This window comes from Pseudomonas sp. B414 (assembly GCF_055408445.1).
The window spans coordinates 222746-240702 of sequence record NZ_JBUZTQ010000001.1 but is presented as its reverse complement, the minus strand read 5'-3'; the positions used below and the strand labels follow the sequence as shown (position 1 = coordinate 240702).

General features: G+C 58.9%; 16 protein-coding genes. 6 read left to right on the top strand and 10 right to left on the bottom strand.

The genetic code is table 11. From position 1 onward, the window contains the following. Positions 1–82 precede the first annotated feature (82 nt). Both ACZRMH_RS01120 and ACZRMH_RS01115 read right to left on the bottom strand, forming a co-directional pair. Entirely contained in the window at positions 83–628 is a 546-nt protein-coding gene (locus ACZRMH_RS01120) for a twin-arginine translocation pathway signal protein (protein ID WP_464011778.1), read from the bottom strand. A 12-nt stretch (positions 629–640) separates the two neighbouring features. Next, entirely contained in the window at positions 641–2071 is a 1431-nt protein-coding gene (locus ACZRMH_RS01115) for a coniferyl aldehyde dehydrogenase (protein WP_464011777.1), read from the bottom strand. A gap of 164 nt (positions 2072–2235) precedes the next feature. Between ACZRMH_RS01115 and ACZRMH_RS01110 the strand changes: the two genes are divergently transcribed. After that, positions 2236–2904: a TetR/AcrR family transcriptional regulator gene (locus ACZRMH_RS01110; RefSeq protein WP_464011776.1), complete on the top strand. Its 669-nt coding sequence runs from the start codon at positions 2236–2238 to the stop codon at positions 2902–2904. Positions 2905–2934: 30 nt separating this feature from the next. After that, positions 2935–3789 (top strand): sulfurtransferase, encoded by an 855-nt coding sequence (locus ACZRMH_RS01105; RefSeq protein WP_464011775.1) that lies wholly within the window; start codon positions 2935–2937, stop codon positions 3787–3789. A 514-nt stretch (positions 3790–4303) separates the two neighbouring features. On the opposite strand, the gene ACZRMH_RS01100 is transcribed toward ACZRMH_RS01105, so the two are convergent. The 7 genes from ACZRMH_RS01100 to ACZRMH_RS01070 all read right to left on the bottom strand — a co-directional run bounded on the left by ACZRMH_RS01100 (position 4304) and on the right by ACZRMH_RS01070 (position 12656). Then, positions 4304–5137, bottom strand: a complete 834-nt coding sequence (locus ACZRMH_RS01100) for a helix-turn-helix domain-containing protein (protein WP_464011774.1) — start codon at positions 5135–5137, stop codon at positions 4304–4306. Next, entirely contained in the window at positions 5137–6180 is a 1044-nt protein-coding gene (locus tag ACZRMH_RS01095; RefSeq protein ID WP_464011773.1) for a hydrolase, read from the bottom strand. Before ACZRMH_RS01095 ends, ACZRMH_RS01100 begins: the two co-directional genes overlap by 1 nt. Positions 6181–6256: 76 nt before the next feature. Beyond that, the gene (locus tag ACZRMH_RS01090) at positions 6257–7684 is read right to left on the bottom strand and encodes a M16 family metallopeptidase (RefSeq protein WP_464011772.1); all 1428 of its coding nucleotides are present in this window, start codon (positions 7682–7684) and stop codon (positions 6257–6259) included. Beyond that, a complete protein-coding gene (locus ACZRMH_RS01085) occupies positions 7677–9023 on the bottom strand; it encodes a M16 family metallopeptidase (RefSeq protein WP_464011771.1) in 1347 nt (448 codons plus the stop codon). Before ACZRMH_RS01085 ends, ACZRMH_RS01090 begins: the two co-directional genes overlap by 8 nt. Before the next feature lie 198 nt (positions 9024–9221). Beyond that, entirely contained in the window at positions 9222–9818 is a 597-nt protein-coding gene (rsmD, locus tag ACZRMH_RS01080; protein WP_464011770.1) for a 16S rRNA (guanine(966)-N(2))-methyltransferase RsmD, read from the bottom strand. Then, complete coding sequence (locus ACZRMH_RS01075) at positions 9818–11308, bottom strand: M16 family metallopeptidase (RefSeq protein WP_464011769.1); 1491 nt, start codon at positions 11306–11308, stop codon at positions 9818–9820. The genes rsmD and ACZRMH_RS01075 overlap by 1 nt, the downstream gene beginning before the upstream one ends. Continuing rightward, positions 11301–12656: a M16 family metallopeptidase gene (locus tag ACZRMH_RS01070; RefSeq protein WP_464011768.1), complete on the bottom strand. Its 1356-nt coding sequence runs from the start codon at positions 12654–12656 to the stop codon at positions 11301–11303. Before ACZRMH_RS01070 ends, ACZRMH_RS01075 begins: the two co-directional genes overlap by 8 nt. Positions 12657–13012: 356 nt before the next feature. On the opposite strand from ACZRMH_RS01070, the gene ftsY reads away from it, so the two are divergent. From ftsY to rpoH, 4 genes are all read left to right on the top strand, one after another. Beyond that, complete coding sequence (gene ftsY / locus ACZRMH_RS01065; RefSeq protein WP_464011767.1) at positions 13013–14455, top strand: signal recognition particle-docking protein FtsY; 1443 nt, start codon at positions 13013–13015, stop codon at positions 14453–14455. Next, entirely contained in the window at positions 14452–15123 is a 672-nt protein-coding gene (ftsE, locus tag ACZRMH_RS01060; protein WP_464011766.1) for a cell division ATP-binding protein FtsE, read from the top strand. Before ftsY ends, ftsE begins: the two co-directional genes overlap by 4 nt. Next, complete coding sequence (gene ftsX, locus ACZRMH_RS01055; protein ID WP_464011765.1) at positions 15120–16142, top strand: permease-like cell division protein FtsX; 1023 nt, start codon at positions 15120–15122, stop codon at positions 16140–16142. Before ftsE ends, ftsX begins: the two co-directional genes overlap by 4 nt. A gap of 113 nt (positions 16143–16255) precedes the next feature. After that, positions 16256–17110 (top strand): RNA polymerase sigma factor RpoH, encoded by an 855-nt coding sequence (gene rpoH, locus ACZRMH_RS01050; protein WP_004419731.1) that lies wholly within the window; start codon positions 16256–16258, stop codon positions 17108–17110. Positions 17111–17183: 73 nt separating this feature from the next. On the opposite strand, the gene mtgA is transcribed toward rpoH, so the two are convergent. Continuing rightward, positions 17184–17939 carry a monofunctional biosynthetic peptidoglycan transglycosylase gene (mtgA, locus tag ACZRMH_RS01045; RefSeq protein ID WP_464011764.1) on the bottom strand — a complete coding sequence of 252 codons (756 nt, stop codon included), beginning with the start codon at positions 17937–17939 and terminating at the stop codon, positions 17184–17186. Between the last annotated feature and the right edge of the window lie 18 nt (positions 17940–17957).

Sequence of the window (17957 nt, the reverse complement as noted above, 5' to 3'; positions counted from 1 at the left end):
ATGGCATCCCACTCGGTTTGCCTGGAGTACCGCAGCGCCTGAATCGCGAGCAAGCCCGCTCTCACAGGTTTTTTTGTATTTCTTATATTTTTGGAGGCCCGGGATAGCCACAGGCAGCCCATGCTTGCGGGCTCTCGTACCAACTCATCATCACCAATTGCACTAGTGAGCCATGACCCATTTTCAGCAGGTTCAGGCTGCTGTTCTGCCAGCGCTGCAGAAAGTGGCGGATCTGCTGCGCATCGGCGTTCTCCCAGCGGCCCCACACCCCGGTCAACGGGCCGCGTGTTATGGGCATGGCCAGTACGTCGAACAGTCGTTGGGTCAGCGTTAGCAGTGCAGGCGACAAGTGATTGAGGTTGTCGTCCAGTTTGTTCAGTGTGTCTTTGGCTGCTTCGGGCATTGCTGCTGTTGCCACGCTGCCAGCGAGCATGACCGGGATCAGCGCCCGCAAGAAAGCCAGGTCGCTGCTGCGCAACACAGAAAATCCGCGGGCACTGCTGCTGGCCGAGCAGCCGCTGAGGCTGGCGGTCAGCCCGGCGGTGGCCAGTAATGCACTGGCACACAGGCCGACCTTCAAGACTCCGCGACGTGAAAGCAGAGCATTATCAACACTGACTTCAGGCATGGCCGGACTCCGCTAGCGGATAAACAGCTTCTGGATGATGCGTACCAATTTTCGGCCATAAGGCGGGTAGATCATCAGAGAGCTGTTCAAGCGCTGCTTGACCAACACCCCCTTGGCCTTGCTGAAGGTCAGGAAGCCTTCGTGGCCGTGGTAATGGCCCATGCCCGAATGCCCGACACCGCCAAAGGGCAGGTCGTCGATGGCCACATGCAGCAGTGTTTCGTTGATGCTCACGCCGCCCGAGCGGGTATTGTGAATAACCCGCTGTTGCTCGGCCTTGTTGTAGCCGAAGTAATACAGCGCCAGAGGGCGGGGCCTGCGGTTGATGTAGGCCATCGCCTGATCCAGATTGGAGTAGGGCACTACGGGCAGCAACGGACCGAATATTTCGTCCTGCATGACCTGCATCTCGTCGTTTACATCCAGCACCAACACATGGGGCATGCGCCGCCCCTGGCCTTGTTCATACAGCCCAATCAGGCGGGCGCCTTTGAGTTTCGCATCGGCCTGCAACCGTTCAAGACGCGCCAGTTGGCGATCGTTGATGATTGCGGTGTAGTCCGGGTTGTCAGTCAGGGTCGGATAAAAACTGTGCACAGCCTGGCGGTAAGCGTCGACAAAACCTTCAACCCGATCTTGTGGCACCAGCACGTAGTCCGGAGCGATACAGGTTTGCCCGGCGTTCAGGGTCTTGCCCCAGGCGATTCGCTGCGCGGCGTCTTTAAGCGGAACATCGGCTGACACGATGGCGGGAGATTTACCACCCAGCTCCAGGGTGACTGGAGTCAGGTTTTCAGACGCTGCGCGCATCACTTGCTTGCCCACATGGGTCGAGCCGGTAAACAGCAAGTGATCAAACGCCAGCCCGGAGAACGCTACGGCCACATCGGCCTCGCCCAGTACCACGGTAACCATGTCCTCGGGGAAAATGCGGCCCAGCAGATCCTTGAGCAAACGCCCGGTGGCCGGGGTGAATTCGCTGAGCTTGAGCATGACCCGGTTACCGGCGGCCAGGGCGCCAACCAAAGGGCCTATCGCCAGGTACAGCGGGTAGTTCCACGGCACGATAACGCCGACTACGCCCAGCGGTTGATAGATCACTTTGGCGCTGGCGGGCGCAAACATCATGCCCACGCTGCGTGACGAAGGTTTCATCCAGCGTTTGAGGTGTTTTAAGGTGTAATCAATGCTGTGCAGGCAAGGCATCAGCTCGGCAAACAGGGTTTCGTCGGGGCTGCGGTGGCTGAAATCCTGGCTGATGGCATCGATCAGGACTTCTCGCTCGGCACTTAGCAAATGACGCAGGCTTTTCAGCCATTGTTGGCGCTGTGCAAGGGGTGGATATGGATGGGCTGCGTAGGCCTGACGCTGTTTGTCGAGCAGGGAATGGAGATCGTCCAGCAGGGCTGAGGCGTCGTGAACGTGAGTGCTGTCGACAGACATGGTGGCTCCAGGCGGTTTTTTTATGGGGTTTTATCGTTGGAGAGCAATCAAGTTTTTAGAGCCTATGCTCTAACTTGTCAATCGCAACGCCTGCCACCCGTGTTGTTTATGGATTCAAGGTTAGGCCGTAAGATGCCTTTCGTTTTTAATTTAAGCGCAAGCCCATGGCCATACGACTAAAAACCAGCCAGCGCATCGCCAACAGCAGCCTGGAGCTTTTTAACCAGCTGGGCGAACGCAGTGTCAGCACCAACCACATTGCGGCCCATATGGAAATTTCCCCGGGCAATCTGTACTACCACTTCCCCAACAAGCAGGCGATTATCTCGGTGTTGTTCAGCGAGTACGAGGTGCTGGTATTGAGCTTTTTGCATCCGCCCCGGGGGCGCTTGCCAACCGTTGCCGACAAGCGCCTTTACTTGCAGCAACTGCTCGATGCCATGTGGCGCTACCGGTTTTTGTATCGCGATATTGAACATCTGCTGCATAGCGACACGGAACTGGCAATCCGCTATCGACGCTTTTCCCAGCACTGCCTGGCGCAGGCGCAGGCCATCTATGCCGGTTTTGTTGAAGCTGAAATTCTGCGCATGACCCCTCAGCAAATTGAGTCCTTAAGCCTGAATGCCTGGATTATTCTTACCTCTTGGGTAGGCTTTTTATGCACCACCCGTGAGAACAGTGACCAGCTCAGCGAGCAGGCGATCAAGCGCGGGGTGTATCAGTTGCTGGTGCTGGAGTCGGGCTTTGTTACCGACCAGTGCCGTGAAGCGGTCGATGAATTGATCAAGGAATACTACGTCCCTCTGGAACATGCGCTGTACGCTCAATAACTGCATTTCACCCCCTCACAGGAGTTCACTATGCCCGTTGCGCAATTGATCAGCCCTCAAGCCCTGAATGAACGTCAGGCGCAGCCCGGCCTGGTTATTCTGGATTGTCGCTTTGCCCTCGAAGACCCGGATTACGGCCGTTGCAGCTATGCCGAGGGGCATATTGCCGGTGCGCAGTTTGCCGACCTTGAACGCGACCTGAGCGGGCCTGTGATCAAGGGCGTGACCGGCCGTCATCCATTGCCCGATCCGCGAACTCTGGTTGAGCGACTGCAGGCCTGGGGCATCAATGCAGACAGCGATGTGGTGCTGTATGACGATGGCCCCGGGGCTTTTGCAGCCCGGGCATGGTGGCTGCTGACCTGGCTGGGCAAGCGTGACGGTGTGTTTATCCTCGATGGTGGTCTCAAGGCCTGGCATGGCGCGGGTTTCCCCCTGAGCCTGGATGCGGCTCCGACCTTGCGTGGCACTTTTGAAGGCCACCCTGACAGCCATATGCTGCTGAGCGCCGAACAACTGGGGAAACGCCTGGTCAAGCCGGGCCTGACCTTGATTGATGCCCGTGCCCAGCCGCGCTTTCGCGGCGAGGTCGAGCCGATTGATCCGATTGCCGGGCATATTCCGGGCGCGCAATGTGCCGCCTTCAGTGAAAATCTAGACGGTACGGGGCGCTTTTTGCCTGCGGTGCAGCTCAAGCAGCGCTTCGCCGAAAAACTTGCGGGGCGCTCCCCCGAGGAGTTGGTGGCCTATTGCGGTTCTGGCGTGACGGCTTGCCACAACCTGTTTGCAATGGGCCTGGCGGGTTATCCACTGGGCAAGCTGTATGCGGGTTCATGGAGTGAGTGGATCAACGATCCGGCGCGGGGCATTGCTACTGGAGATTGATCGCAGGCATCAGACTTTGTGTCCGGTACAAAGCCTGCGATGGCAGCAACGCGATTTGCCTGCCAGACCGCACCGCCTGCATCGCGAGCATGCCCGCTTCCACAATGTTCCCTGCCAAGTTTGAAGTTTGTAGGTGCCACAAAACCTGTGGGAGCAGGCTTGCCTGCGATGGCAGCAACGCGGTTTGCCTGCCAGACCGCGCCGCCTGCATCGCGAGCAAGCTCGCTCCCACAATGTTCCCTGCCAAGTTTGAATTTTGTGGGTGCCACAAAACCTGTGGGAGCAGGCTTGCCTGCTATGGCAGCAACGCGGTTTGCCTGCCAGACCGCGCCGCCTGCATCGCGAGCAAGCTCGCTCCCACAATGTTCCCTGCCAAGTTTGAAGTTTGTAGGTGCCACAAAACCTGTGGGAGCAGGCTTGCCTGCGATGGCATCAGCACGGTGCTTCAGGCAAACCTCACTGCCTGCATCGCGAGCAAGCTCGCTCCCACACTTGGTCCTGCATGCCTCAGATTTTATGTATTGGCACTGGCCAATCGATAGGCGCCGGGGCCAACGCCGTAGACCTTCTTGAATTGCCGGCTCAGATGGCTCTGGTCGGCAAAGCCCAATTGCGTCGCGACCTGTAGTGGCAAGCAGCCCTGTTGCAGCAAGGCCCGGGCATGGGCGATGCGTTGCTGCATCAGCCAGGTGTGCGGCGGCATCCCGGTAGCTCGTTGAAATACGCGGGCAAAGTGGAATGGCGACAAATTGACCGCCGCAGCCAGCTCTTCCAGGGATGGCGGCTCAGCCAGCCGGGCTTGCAGCAGTTCCTTGGCCCGGCTTACGGCGCGGTGCTCGAGCCCGGGCTTTGCCGGCAATGGCAGGCAGGCATGACGGTTGAGCAGGGCAAGCATCATCTGGCGCCATGCGGTTTGTTGATGCAGTGCGGTTTGCGGCCCTTCGAGCAATTGATGCAGCTGGAACAACCCGTGGAACAGATCGCAGTCGTACAGCAGCGTGTCCTTGAAGGTTGGCAAGTGCGTGGTCGGCAGCTCCAACTCTTCCAGTAACTGGTGAATTTGCGTGTTGTCGGGATAAAACGCCCGGTAGCGCCAGCCGGCATCATGGCCTTTGTGGCCATTGTGGACTTCATCCGGGTTGATCAGTACCAGGGTGCCGGTAGCGGCCAGATGCTCGGCGCCGCGATAGCGATAACGCTGGGCGCCCTCGACGATCATGCCGATCACAAAACCATCATGCACATGGGGTACGAAGCGGTGTTCGATATAGCGCGCTGTCAGCAATTCCACCCCCGTAAGGGGCGGCGTTTGCCAGAAGCGGATCGACTCACCCTTCTCGGCGTCCATCAGGCAGACTCATGCCGCAGCGTTGCCAGCCATTGCGGAATCCGTCGTTCGAGGTAATACCCCGGTTTGCCTGGCGAGCCTTCCAGAAATCCCACGTGCCCGCCCTTGGCGTGCAACTCCAGTTGCGTGCAGGTCGACAGCTCGCTGGCCTCGGGGATGCTGTGGCTGAACACGAAGGGATCGTCAGTGGACTGGATAATCAGCGTCGGGGTATCGATGGCACCAAGGAAGTAACGGCTGGAGGCGCGGCGGTAGTAGTCATCGACATTGAGATAGCCGTTTAGCGGTGCGGTCACGCGGTCATCGAACTCCCAGAACGTGCGCATTTTGCTCAGTGCTTCCACAGTTCCCAGCCTGGCCAGACTGGCGAGGCCTTCGTGCTGGTCGTCGAGCTGAAAACGGCGCTTCTTGTTTTTGACGTAGGCCAGCATTTCGCGCATGAAGTGGGCTTGATAGACCCTGGAAAACCCTAGGCCAATGCGGTCGGCGCACTGGTCAAGCCGGAACGGTACCGAAACCGCGACGGCGCCTTGCAATCCGCTGTCACTGCCGCTTTCGCCCAGATACTTGAGCAGCACATTGCCCCCTAGTGAGTAGCCCACGGCATACAGCGGCGCCAGTGGATGACTGGCGCGCAATTGCGCCACAGCCTCGGCCAAGTCTTCGCTGGCCCCTGAGTGATAGCTGCGGGCCAGCAGATTGGGCTCGCCCGAGCACCCGCGCCAGTTCAGTGCCGCACTGGTCCAGCCCCGCGCCGCGAGGGCGTTTTGCAGCCCCAGAACATAGTGTGAGCCTGATGAACCGGTCAGCCCGTGTAGCACCAGCACCACGGGGGCATGGGCCGAGGGGGTGCCGTGCCAGTCCAGGTCGAGAAAATCGCCATCCTTGAGCCACAAGCGTTCACGACGATGTTCAATGACGGGTTTGGTGCGCCATAACGGCCCCCATAACGTTTGCACATGGGGGTTGCCGAGGCCCAAAGCCGCGGTAAACGGCTTGAGGGGTGATGCATGGCTGGCTGAAAAGGGCACTGTGGTTCTCATCGCGTGACAGGTACGGCGGATGTCTAAATTGCCACATCAGGGCTCGGCACCCAAGTGTTGCGTGTTGGTTACCGGGTTATCTGATGGCTGGCATACAACTTTGCTCCATCATCGCCTTTGCTGCCATCACGTCCGGCAAAGGCAGTTGTTCAACACTGGGGCCCACGGTCACGCTGACCCAGCCGTCTGCCTTGAAGTGACGGTTCATTGCCGTTTTGATCTGCTCACGGGTCATGGCCTGAACCTGTCGGGTTTTGTAGTCGAAGGTCAGGGGCTGGTTAAAACGGTTGATCATGGATAGCTCGTTGCGCATCTCCAGATTGCTGGCCGTGAGCTGAGGCAGCGCCCGCAACAGGTATTGCTTGATGTCGTCCAGTTGCGCATCGCTGGGCCCGTCGTTCAGGTATTGGGCAAACAGGGCCTTGATATGGGTCAGGGCGCTTTGGCTGTAGCGCGACGGGGTATTGAGACTGATGATCCAGGGTGTTAGGCCTTGTGCATGGGGGATGTCCGAGAGCACCCCATAGGTGATGCTGCGTTCCTCCCTCAAAGATTCATTGAGGATATGGCTGAAGATAATATGCCCGGCGCGAATAGCGACCCCGTCCGGATGCTGATTGGGCAAGGCGTTTTGAGCCAGCATCAACAAGGTGTGGGTTGCTTCATCTTCTATGTGCAGCGCTTTGCCGGCGTTTGGTGGTGCCGGTGCGGGCTGAGGATCAGGCAGTGCCTGGCCGTCAGGTAAGGCATTGGCCAGTGAGCGGCTGAGGCGCTGTGCCTGCTGCAGGGTTAGGTCGCCGACAATTACGATCTGCGCGTTGGCCGCTGTATAAGCGCGACGGTAAAAATCTCTGAGCTGAGTTTCATCAATTCGCTCAATGCTTTCTGCTGTGCCGTATTTCGAACGGGCAAAAGGGTGCCCGGGGTAGAGTTCGTTATGGATCAGCGTTTGGGCGAGAGAGAGAGGGTCATCCTTGTCTATTTTTAGCCGGGTCAGCAGCTCATTTTTAACCCGTCGCAGGCCAGCGACAGTAAAGCCCGGTTGGGCCAGCATCTCGGTGAACAATTGCATGGCCGGTTCGCGGATGTGGGCGGCACTCAGGCAGCGCAGGGTGAAAAAGCTCTGTTCTTTACTGATACCGTTGCCCAGTTCCACGCCCAGCCGGTCAAAGCCCTTGGCCAGCGCATTGGCGTCATTGAGGGCCGAGCCTTCGTTAAACAGGCTCAGGACCATCGCCGCCAGGCCGGGTGAGTTGCCATCGTGATTACTGCCTGCGGCAAAGCTGATCTGCACGTCGATCATGGGCAGGGTGTGGTTTTCGACAAATAACACTTTGGTGTTCTGCGACAGCTTCCAGGCCTTGATTGTCGGCAAACGGGTGGCTGGCGCGGGGGGTGGCAGTTCAAGCAATGATTTCAGTCGTGTTGGCGGCTCTACCGCGCTGGCTTGCGTGCAGGCAGCGACAAGCACGAGCAGGGCGACGATCAGCTGAGGCTTATTCATGGCGGGACTCCTTGGGCAGCACATGGCTGACGGTCAGCCTGTCGTGAGTAAGAAAGGTTTGCGCGGCGTGCTGAATGTCCTGGGGGGTGATTGCCTTCAAGGTTTGCAGTCGCTCTTCGTCTTGCTCAGGCGACAGCCCTGCGATGTCCAGTTCTCCCAGATAAAGGGCGCGGTTTTGCAAATCATCCCGACTGAAAACATGCCTGGCGATGATTCGTGTCTGCGCGCGCTCAAGGTCGCTGGCAGAGGGGGGGGCGTTTTTCAGCGATTCGATTACGGCCCAAATCCGCTCCTGTACCTCGCTCAGGGGCTTCATTTTTTTAAGGTTGAGGGTGGCGGCAATGGTAAGCAGCTCATCTCCGCGACTGATACCGCTGTAGTGTGAGCCGACGCTGATCAAAAGTTCCTCACCTCGCCACAATTTGCTTTTGAGCTCTGAGCTGTCACCACCACCCAGCAGTTCGCTAAGCAGCTCCAGCGCCGGAGCCGAGCGCGGATTGGTCTGGGTACTCAGGCTTGGTACGTTGAACGCCATGCTCAGGTTGGGGATTTGATGATCGATGTACTGGATGATGCTGCGTTCGCCCGGAGCCGCCAGCTCAAGCGGTGGTTTGATGACCGGTAATTCGCGGCGGGCAATCGGCCCGAAGTAGCGCGTGGCCAGCGTCCTGACCTGCTGGGTGTCTATATCGCCGACGATGACCAGGGTGGCGTTATTGGGCGCGTACCAACTGTGATACCAGTGCTTGAGTTCATCGACTTGCATGCGTTCGAGGTCGTGCATCCAGCCGATGACCGGGCTGCCTGAAGCACTGGTGGGGAATGCCAGGCGTCGGGGCAGTTCCAGTGACCGTTGCTGCAGATCATTGTCGACGCTTTCGCTGCGCTCGCTTTTGATCACTTCCCGTTCACCCTCCCAATGGGCGGCGGACAGGTGAGCAGTGTTCATCTGGTCAGCCATCACTTCCAGAGCGACACTCAGGGCGTGGGGCGGCAAGGTTTGAAAGAAAACAGTGGCGTCATTTTGTGTGGACGCGTTGTCTGTAACGCCCAGGCTTTGAAAAATGTGGTCCGATTCGCCCGCGCAGAGTTTGCTGCTGCCTTTGAAGACCATGTGTTCAAGGGCGTGGGAAAGTCCGGATTGGCCCGGTGGTTCATAGCTGGAACCGACCCGGTACCAGAGTTGCGAATGGACCACAGCGGCACGATGGTCTTCGTGAACGATGACCTTGAGGCCATTATCCAGGGTGAAGCGGTGGGTAGAAGGTTCGCTGCTGGCCAGGGCCATCAGCGGTTGCAACATAAGGCCGAGAGCCAGCCCGGCGAGGGGGTGTTTCATGGTGAGTGTCCTGACTGTTGATAGTCAGAACAGAGTGGGCTTGCGAGGGAATGAGCGGGCGTTACATAGATATTTTGTGTTGAATGACAGCAGGCGAACCTGTGGGAGCGGGCTTGCTCACGATTGGGTCACCGCGGTGCTTTAGGCAAACCGCAACCGCTTGCATCGCGAGCAAGCCCGCTCCCACACGTTCAGTTGTTACTGTGCTACTGCTTCGCGTTGCCACAGGGCGTAGTTCACGCCCCCGGCTTTTTGCTCGCGGTGCAGGCGCCAGTTGGCAGGCAGGCCCAGTTCCGACGGGCGCAACTCGCTTTCGGTGTAAACCCAGGCGTCCTCGGTCAGCCAGCCGCGTTGCTCAAGCAGCTCGCAAGCTGGTTTGAGCAGGTCCTTGTTGAACGGCGGGTCGAGGAATACCACGTCAAAGGTGTCGCTCGGAGTCGCGTCCAGATAACGCAGGGCGTCGGTCTGCTGCACTTCGCCGACGGTGCAGCGCAGGATGCCCATGTTCTCGCGGATATTGGAAATCGCGTCGCGGTTGCTGTCCAGTGCCACGCCCTTGGCTGCGCCGCGGGACATGGCTTCAAGGAACAGCGCGCCGCTGCCGGCGAATACATCCAGTACCTTGGCGCCGCCGATATGCGGAGCCAGCCAGTTGAACAGGGTTTCACGCACGCGGTCGGGCGTAGGGCGCAGGCCCTCTACATGGGGGAAGTCCAGCTTGCGGCTGCGCCATTCCCCGCCAATGATGCGTAACTGACCCGCACCCGAGTGCGATGTGTTTTTTGGCTTTGCCATTAATGCTCCGGAACCCCAAGAGGTTGCTCTGAAGGTTTGTCGGTAGGAGGTGGCAGTGGTTTTTGCGGCACGGTTGGGCCGGCGGTCACTACGACCATTTTGTCGGCGCTCAGGTGCTTGTTCATGGCGTCCTTGACCTGTTCGGTGGTCAGGTCCTGGGACTGCTGCATAAAGGTTTCCAGGTAATCCAGAGGCAAATCATAGAAGCCCATTGCGCCAAGTTGGCCGACGATGGCTGCGTTGCTGGCAGTGGACAGCGGGAAGCTGCCGGCCAGTTCACGCTTGGCATCGTCGAGTTCTTTTTGCGTCGGACCGTTTTTCAGGTAGTCGGCGAGAATGTCTTGCACCAGCTTGAGCGTACCTTCGCTCAGTTCGGCACGGGTTTGCAGGTTGATCATAAATGGGCCACGGGCCTGCATCGGGCTGAAACCGGAGTACACGCCGTAGGTCAGGCCGCGTTTTTCCCGTACTTCAGTCATCAGGCGCGTACCGAAACCGCCGCCGCCCAGGATGCTGTTGCCCAGCGCCAGTGCTGCGTAGTCGGGGTCGTCACGGTCGATACCCAGTTGGGACAGCAGCAGGTGGGTCTGCTTGGACGGGAACTCGATATGGGTTGGCCCCGCCTTTGGCTCGGTCGGCTGCGCGGTTTTGGCAACGGCCGGGCCTTTTGGCAAGGCAGCAGAAACCTGGGCCGCGATGGCTTCGGCTTCAGCGCGAGAAAGGTCACCCACGATCGCGATCACTGCGTTGCCAGCGGTGTAGGCCTTGTTGTGGAAGGCCTTGAGCTGATCAATGGTGATCGAGGTGATGCTCTCAGGCGTGCCGTCGCTGGAGTGTGCATACGGGTGGTTGCCGTACAGACGTTTGAACAGTTCATTGCTGGCCAGTTTGCCGGGGTTTTGCTTCTGGAACTCGAAGCTGGCCAGCAACTGGTTTTTGATACGCGCCAGGGAGTCGGCCGGGAATGTAGGCTTGCCTACAACCTCGGCAAACAGATTGAGGGCAGGGGTGCGTTTGTCGACGTCGCTCAGGCTGCGCAGCGAGACAACGGCCATGTCACGATAGGCGCCATTGCCGAAGTCCGCGCCCAGGCCCTCAAAGCCCTGGGCGATGGCCCCCACATCTTTACCGGCCACGCCTTCATTGAGCATGGCGTTGGTCAGCAGGGCCAGGCCGGGGGTGTTGTCGTCCTGGCTGCTGCCGGCAGCGAAGGTCAGGCGCAGGTCGAACATCGGCAATTGTCGGGCTTCGACAAACAGCACCTTGGAGCCTTCGGCGGTTTTCCAGGTTTGCACGTTCAGTGCACGGTGGCTGGGGGCTTTGCCATCGAGTTCGGCCAGGGATTCGAGCTTGTGTTCGCTCTTGGCCTGATCCAGCGCCTGGCTGGCAACCGACTGGTCGGGGTTGGCGAAAAAGTAGCCGAGTGCACCAACCAGTATGGCGGCGCTCAGACCGAGCAGGGCGTAGCGGGGACCTTTACGCTCACTCATGGGTTTTCTCCTCGGGCAGTACATGCGCAACGCTGAGACGGTCGCGAGTGAAATAGGTGCGGGCAGCCTGCTGGATATCGGCCGGCGTGACCTTTTGCAGGTCAGCCAGCTCGGAGTCCATCAGCTTCCACGACAGGCCGACGGTTTCCAGCTGACCAATCGAAGTGGCCTGGCTGGTGATCGAGTCGCGCTCGTAAACCAGGCCGGCAATTACCTGGGCGCGTACACGTTCCAGTTCTTCAGCGGTCGGTGGGGTCTTTTTCAGGTCGTCGAGCAAGCGCCACAAGCCAGCCTCGGCCTGGGCCATGGTGACTTTCTTCTGGCTGTTGGGCATTGCCGAAAGCATGAACAGGCTGTCACCACGGGTGAAGGCGTTGTAGCTGGACGATGCACCGGAGACCAGCTCTTCGCCGCGCTCAAGCTGGGTTGGCATGCGGGCGCTGTAGCCACCGTCCAGCAGGGCGGAGATCAGGCGCAGGGCATTGGCGGTGATCGGGTCCTTGGCCGTGGCAATGCTTGGCACGTTAAAGCCCAGCATCAGGCTTGGCAGTTGGGTCTGGACGTGGATCTTGAGCAGGCGCTCGCCAGGGGTCGGCAGCTCCAGCGGGATTTTGGCCACCGGGATTTCGCGTTTTGGCACCTTGCCAAAGTAGCGCTGGGCCAGGGCTTTGACTTCGTCCGGGGTGACGTCACCGACCACCACCAAGGTGGCATTGTTGGGCGCGTACCACTCTTCGTACCAGTCGCGCAGTTCGCCGACGCTCATGCGCTCCAGGTCGACCATCCAGCCGATGGTCGGGGTATGGTAGCCGCTGGAAGGGAAGGCCATGGCACTGAACAGCTCGTAAGCCTTGCTCATCGGCTGGTCGTCGGTGCGCAGGCGGCGCTCTTCCTTGATCACTTCGATCTCGCGCTTGAACTCTTCAGGCGGCAGGCGAAGGCTGGCCATGCGGTCGGCTTCAAGTTCAAAGGCCACGCCCAGGCGGTCGCGGGCCAGTACCTGGTAATACGCGGTGTAGTCGTCGCTGGTGAAGGCGTTTTCCTGGGCGCCGAGGTCGCGCAGGATCAACGAGGCTTCACCGGGGCCGACCTTGTTGCTGCCTTTGAACATCATGTGTTCAAGAGCGTGGGACAGCCCGGTCTTGCCGGGTGTCTCGTAACTTGAACCCACTTTGTACCAGACCTGGGACACCACCACCGGGGCACGATGATCTTCGCGCACGATGACTTTCAGGCCATTGTCCAGACGGAACTCATGGGTAGGCTGCGGTTCGGCGGCGAGGGCCGAAAGCGGTACTAAAACTGTGCTGAGCAACAGGCCAGCAGCGCGGCGGGCTAGAGCATTCATTCGTTTTTAAACCTGTTGGGCTGCCCGCTTGGCCTTAGCGTCTGCGGGTGAGGAGGTGCTAGGATACTGATCCGTTTTACTGGCGGCCACGCCTATCAGGCCTTTGAAGATCAGACTCTGTGTGATCGGGCAGTATAGGAGCCCGTTTGGAAGTGTGGATATATCACGGTAAATTTCGCTTTTTTGCCGATTTTCCCGTTCCAGACCCGAGTTAAGACGAAGTTTACGAGGTGTGTTTTACCCTCGAATTACAGTTGCGTGCGAACAAGCTGACAAAATTACAGTCTGTTTCACACCGAATATTATTTGCCGGGGCGCCACAGTGGCGCGTCGCTACGATGAGATAGCCGTCCTCCATGTTTGGTTCCAACGACGACAAGAAGAACCCAGCTGCGGCTGGCGAGAAAAAAGGCCTGTTCGGATGGCTGCGCAGAAAGCCGCAGGAAACCGTCGTGGAACAACCCGCGCCGGTTCCTGAAATCACTCCTGAGCCGTTGGTCGAGGCCACTCCGGTGGTTGTCGAGCCAACCCCTGAAGTGGTTGTGGTTACGGCTGCGCCAGTTGTTGAACCTGCCTCCGAGCCGCATATCGTGCCTGAGCCGGCCCCGTGGCCGCCCTTGCCCGTTGCCGAAGAGCCGGTAGCGCTGGTCGAAGACGTGCAGGCGGCGCATATCGTGCCGCCGATTCCGGCGCCTGTGGTTGAAGTGCCTGCAGTGCTCGAAACTGTTGTCGAGCCAGAGCCAGAGCCAGAGCCAGAGCCAGAGCCAGAGCCAGAGCCAGTAGCCGTTATTGAGCCGGTAGTGGTGCCAGCGCCTGTTCCTGTGCTAGTTGAAGTGGTGGCCCCGGTGGCAGCAGCACCTGCAGCCAAGACCGGCTTCTTCGCGCGCCTCAAGCAAGGCCTGTCCAAGACCAGCGCCAGCATCGGCGAAGGCATGGCCAGCCTGTTCCTGGGCAAAAAAGTCATTGATGACGAGCTGCTCGAAGAGATTGAAACCCGTTTGCTGACCGCCGATGTGGGCGTTGAGGCAACCTCGGTAATCATTAAAAACCTGACGCAGAAGGTCGCCCGCAAGCAGTTGACTGATGCCGATGCGCTGTACAAGTCGTTGCAGGACGAGCTGGCCGCCATGCTCAAGCCGGTTGAGCAGCCGCTTAAGATCGAATCGCAAAACAAGCCATTCGTGATTCTGGTCGTGGGCGTCAACGGTGCGGGTAAAACCACCACCATTGGCAAGCTGGCGAAGAAGCTGCAGCTTGAAGGCAAAAAAGTCATGCTGGCTGCCGGTGATACTTTCCGCGCCGCCGCTGTCGAGCAATTACAGGTGTGGGGCGAACGCAACAATATCCCGGTGATTGCCCAGCACACCGGCGCCGACTCAGCCTCGGTGATCTTTGACGCCGTACAGGCGGCCAAGGCCCGTGGTATCGACGTTTTGATTGCCGATACCGCCGGTCGCCTGCACACCAAAGACAACCTGATGGAAGAACTGAAAAAAGTTCGCCGGGTGATCGGCAAGCTCGACGAAGACGCCCCGCACGAAGTGCTGCTGGTGCTCGATGCCGGTACCGGGCAGAACGCTATCAGTCAGACCAAACAGTTTGATCAGACCGTTGCCCTGACTGGCCTGGCGCTGACCAAGCTCGATGGCACCGCCAAGGGCGGGGTGATTTTCGCCCTGGCCAAGCAATTCAATATCCCTATTCGCTTTATCGGTGTTGGTGAAGGCATCGATGATTTGCGTGATTTTGAGTCCGAACCCTTTGTCCAGGCACTGTTTGCGGAGCGGGAGCGTCCATGATTCGATTCGAGCAGGTCGGTAAGCGCTATCCAAATGGACACGTGGGCCTGCACGAGCTGAGCTTTCGGGTCCGTCGAGGCGAATTCCTCTTTGTGACCGGCCACTCCGGCGCTGGCAAAAGCACACTGTTGCGCCTGCTGCTGGCGATGGAGCGTCCGACCAGCGGCAAATTGCTGCTGGCAGGGCAGGACCTGGGGCAGATCAGCAACGCGCAGATCCCGTTTTTGCGTCGCCAGATCGGCGTGGTGTTTCAGAACCACCAATTGCTGTTCGATCGCACGGTGTTCAACAACGTCGCCTTGCCGCTGCAGATTCTCGGGCTGTCCAAGGCCGAGATCGCCAAGCGGGTCGACTCGGCGCTGGAGCGCGTGGCGTTGTCGGACAAGACCGATCTGTACCCCGGTGATTTATCCACAGGTCAGCAACAGCGTGTCGGCATTGCCCGCGCTATTGTTCACCGTCCGGCCTTGCTGCTGGCCGATGAACCCACCGGTAACCTCGACCCGCGTCTGGCGGCGGAAATCATGGGCGTTTTCGAAGACATCAACCGTCTGGGCACCAGCGTACTGATTGCCAGCCACGACCTGGCCCTGATCGCACGCATGCGTCACCGCATGCTGACCTTGCAGCGCGGGCGATTGATCGGTGACGGGGAGGCCGCGCAATGAGTGCCACCCGCAGCTCCAAAGTGTCCGAACGCGTAGCGCCCAAGGCTGCCGACCCGCAGCCGCCGAAGAAAAAACACGACGAAGACGATGGCCCGACTTTCGCCATGCTGTTTCACGCCTGGGTCGAAGCCCACCGTGCCAGCCTGCTCGACAGTCTCAAGCGCCTGGGCAAACAGCCGATAGGCAGCTTTTTTACCTGCCTGGTGATGGCCGTTGCCTTGAGCTTGCCCATGGGCTTGTCATTGTTGCTGAACAACGTCGAGCGCCTGGGCGGTTCGTGGCAACGTGCGGCGCAGATTTCCCTGTACCTGCAAATGGATGCCAGCAGCCAGCAGGGTGAAAATCTCAGCGATCAGATAAAAGGTATGGCGGGGGTGGCTGACGCGGAATTTATCAGCCGCGAAAAGGCCCTCGAAGAGTTCCAGCAGCAGTCAGGGCTGGGCGAAGCGCTTAAAGAACTCCCCGATAACCCGTTGCCCGGTGTGGTGCTGGTAACCCCGGCAGAGGTCGATAAAGCGACTCTTGAAGCCCTTCGCGAACGCCTTGCGCAGTTGCCGAAGGTACAACAGGCGCAACTTGATCTAGTCTGGGTCGAGCGTTTGGCGGCCATCCTGAAATTGGGTGACCGTTTTGTGTTTGGCTTGACGGTGTTGCTGGTATCCGCTTTGCTACTAGTTATCGGTAATACGATTCGTTTGCATATCGAGAATCGTCGTATCGAAATTGAAGTTATCAAGCTGGTCGGCGGTACTGACAGCTATGTGCGCAGGCCCTTTCTGTATATGGGTGCGCTTTATGGTTTTGGTGCCGGTGTGCTTTCGTGGGGAGTTTTGGCATTCGGCTTGAACTGGCTTAATGACGCAGTGGTGGGGTTGGCCGGTTTGTACGGCAGCAACTTTGCTCTGGCGGGTGTGCCGGTAGCCGATGGTCTGTCTCTCTTGCTTGGCGCTGTGCTGTTAGGGTATATCGGTGCATGGATTGCAGTAGCGCGTCACTTGCGTGAGCTTTCGCCCAAGTAGTGTCTTTACACCTGTTGACCTTTTCAGCTTTTTTTGGGAACTTTTTTCTGAATTCCCGGTCAACTTTCGCAGTGCTGAACTGCACGAGTTATGTGAGACGGAGGTTTTTTCGTATGACCACTTCTTTGCAACCTGCGTATGCGTTGGTCCCTGGTGCGAACCTCGAGGCCTATGTAAACACGGTGAACAGCATTCCATTGCTGACACCGGAGCAGGAGCGTGAACTGGCCGAGAGTCTCTACTATGAGCAGGATTTGGGGGCGGCTCGGCAGATGGTGCTCGCCCACCTGCGTTTTGTTGTACATATTGCCCGTAGTTATTCGGGCTATGGCCTGGCTCAGGCAGACCTGATCCAGGAAGGCAACGTCGGCCTGATGAAGGCGGTCAAACGCTTCAACCCTGAAATGGGCGTGCGTCTGGTGTCGTTCGCCGTGCACTGGATCAAGGCAGAGATCCACGAGTTTATTCTGCGTAACTGGCGGATCGTGAAAGTCGCGACCACCAAGGCTCAGCGCAAACTGTTCTTCAACCTGCGCAGCCAGAAAAAACGCCTGGCCTGGCTGAACAACGATGAAGTTCATCGTGTGGCTGAAAGCCTCGGCGTAGAACCTCGTGAAGTGCGCGAGATGGAAAGTCGCCTGACCGGTCATGACATGGCGTTCGACCCGGCAGCCGAAGCTGACGACGACAGTGCGTTCCAGTCGCCAGCCAACTACCTGGAAGACCACCGGTATGATCCGGCGCGCCAACTGGAAGATGCTGACTGGACCGACAATTCCACCAGCAACCTGCACGAAGCGCTGGAAGTGCTGGACGACCGCAGTCGCGACATTCTGTATCAGCGCTGGTTGGCTGAAGAGAAAGCCACGCTGCACGACCTGGCGCAGAAGTACAACGTGTCTGCCGAGCGGATTCGTCAGCTGGAAAAAAGCGCGATGAACAAGCTCAAACTGTCGATCGCCGCCTAAACCGGGCCCGACAAAAAAACGCCCCGATCTGATCGGGGCGTTTTTGTTTGTGCGGTATTAAAAGCCCTTCAGGTCACCCGGCCCAAGGCGCCTTGCGCGAAGAGTTCAGTGTGGTGAGATAGCTGTCGCCACCCAACTGGCTCATCTGCTGGCGAATCCAGCCAGCGCGGCGGCTGACATAGGTGCTGGGGTGGCTGGCGCTCCAGTTCAGCGGGCTGGGCAACACGGCCGCCAGATAACTGGCCTGTTGGCGCGAAAGGTTTTTGGCGCTCACGCCAAAGTGATGTTGCGCCGCCGCCTCTGCGCCGAACACGCCTTCATCCCACTCCGCGCTATTAAGGTACACCTCAAGAATCCGCTGCTTGGGCCACAACACTTCAATCAATGCGGTAAACCACGCCTCCAGGCCTTTGCGCAGCCAACTGCGGCCGGACCACAAGAACAGGTTCTTCGACACTTGCTGGCTCAATGTACTGGCACCGCGCACCGTACCGCCCTGCTCGTTGTGGATCAGCGCGGCGCGGATCGCACCAAAGTCAAAACCCCAATGCTCGGGGAATTTCTGATCTTCACCGGCCATGACCGCAACCTTCAGTTCGTCGGATATTTCATCCCACGGCCGCCAACTGCGCTGCAAGTCGATGGGTTGGCCACCGAGCCACGATTCGACCTTGCGCTCGACCATCAGCGCCGTACCGGGCGGTGGCACCCAGCGAAAAATCAGCACCAGCAATGCGCTGCCCACTGCGAACCAGAGCAGGACCTTGAGAAAGCGATGAACCAGAAAACGCAGCATGGATGACTTGGCCGAACCCGTTGAGCGGGCCATTATACAGACCCTGCGCCA

What these genes read in the sequence shown, in the direction of transcription:
- ACZRMH_RS01120 (WP_464011778.1), bottom strand. Translation starts at nt 628, where the DNA reads ATGCCTGAAGTCAGTGTTGATAATGCTCTGCTTTCACGTCGCGGAGTC.
- ACZRMH_RS01115 (WP_464011777.1), bottom strand. Translation starts at nt 2,071, where the DNA reads ATGTCTGTCGACAGCACTCACGTTCACGACGCCTCAGCCCTGCTGGAC.
- ACZRMH_RS01110 (WP_464011776.1), top strand. Translation starts at nt 2,236, where the DNA reads ATGGCCATACGACTAAAAACCAGCCAGCGCATCGCCAACAGCAGCCTG.
- ACZRMH_RS01105 (WP_464011775.1), top strand. Translation starts at nt 2,935, where the DNA reads ATGCCCGTTGCGCAATTGATCAGCCCTCAAGCCCTGAATGAACGTCAG.
- ACZRMH_RS01100 (WP_464011774.1), bottom strand. Translation starts at nt 5,137, where the DNA reads ATGGACGCCGAGAAGGGTGAGTCGATCCGCTTCTGGCAAACGCCGCCC.
- ACZRMH_RS01095 (WP_464011773.1), bottom strand. Translation starts at nt 6,180, where the DNA reads ATGAGAACCACAGTGCCCTTTTCAGCCAGCCATGCATCACCCCTCAAG.
- ACZRMH_RS01090 (WP_464011772.1), bottom strand. Translation starts at nt 7,684, where the DNA reads ATGAATAAGCCTCAGCTGATCGTCGCCCTGCTCGTGCTTGTCGCTGCC.
- ACZRMH_RS01085 (WP_464011771.1), bottom strand. Translation starts at nt 9,023, where the DNA reads ATGAAACACCCCCTCGCCGGGCTGGCTCTCGGCCTTATGTTGCAACCG.
- rsmD (WP_464011770.1), bottom strand. Translation starts at nt 9,818, where the DNA reads ATGGCAAAGCCAAAAAACACATCGCACTCGGGTGCGGGTCAGTTACGC.
- ACZRMH_RS01075 (WP_464011769.1), bottom strand. Translation starts at nt 11,308, where the DNA reads ATGAGTGAGCGTAAAGGTCCCCGCTACGCCCTGCTCGGTCTGAGCGCC.
- ACZRMH_RS01070 (WP_464011768.1), bottom strand. Translation starts at nt 12,656, where the DNA reads ATGAATGCTCTAGCCCGCCGCGCTGCTGGCCTGTTGCTCAGCACAGTT.
- ftsY (WP_464011767.1), top strand. Translation starts at nt 13,013, where the DNA reads ATGTTTGGTTCCAACGACGACAAGAAGAACCCAGCTGCGGCTGGCGAG.
- ftsE (WP_464011766.1), top strand. Translation starts at nt 14,452, where the DNA reads ATGATTCGATTCGAGCAGGTCGGTAAGCGCTATCCAAATGGACACGTG.
- ftsX (WP_464011765.1), top strand. Translation starts at nt 15,120, where the DNA reads ATGAGTGCCACCCGCAGCTCCAAAGTGTCCGAACGCGTAGCGCCCAAG.
- rpoH (WP_004419731.1), top strand. Translation starts at nt 16,256, where the DNA reads ATGACCACTTCTTTGCAACCTGCGTATGCGTTGGTCCCTGGTGCGAAC.
- mtgA (WP_464011764.1), bottom strand. Translation starts at nt 17,939, where the DNA reads ATGGCCCGCTCAACGGGTTCGGCCAAGTCATCCATGCTGCGTTTTCTG.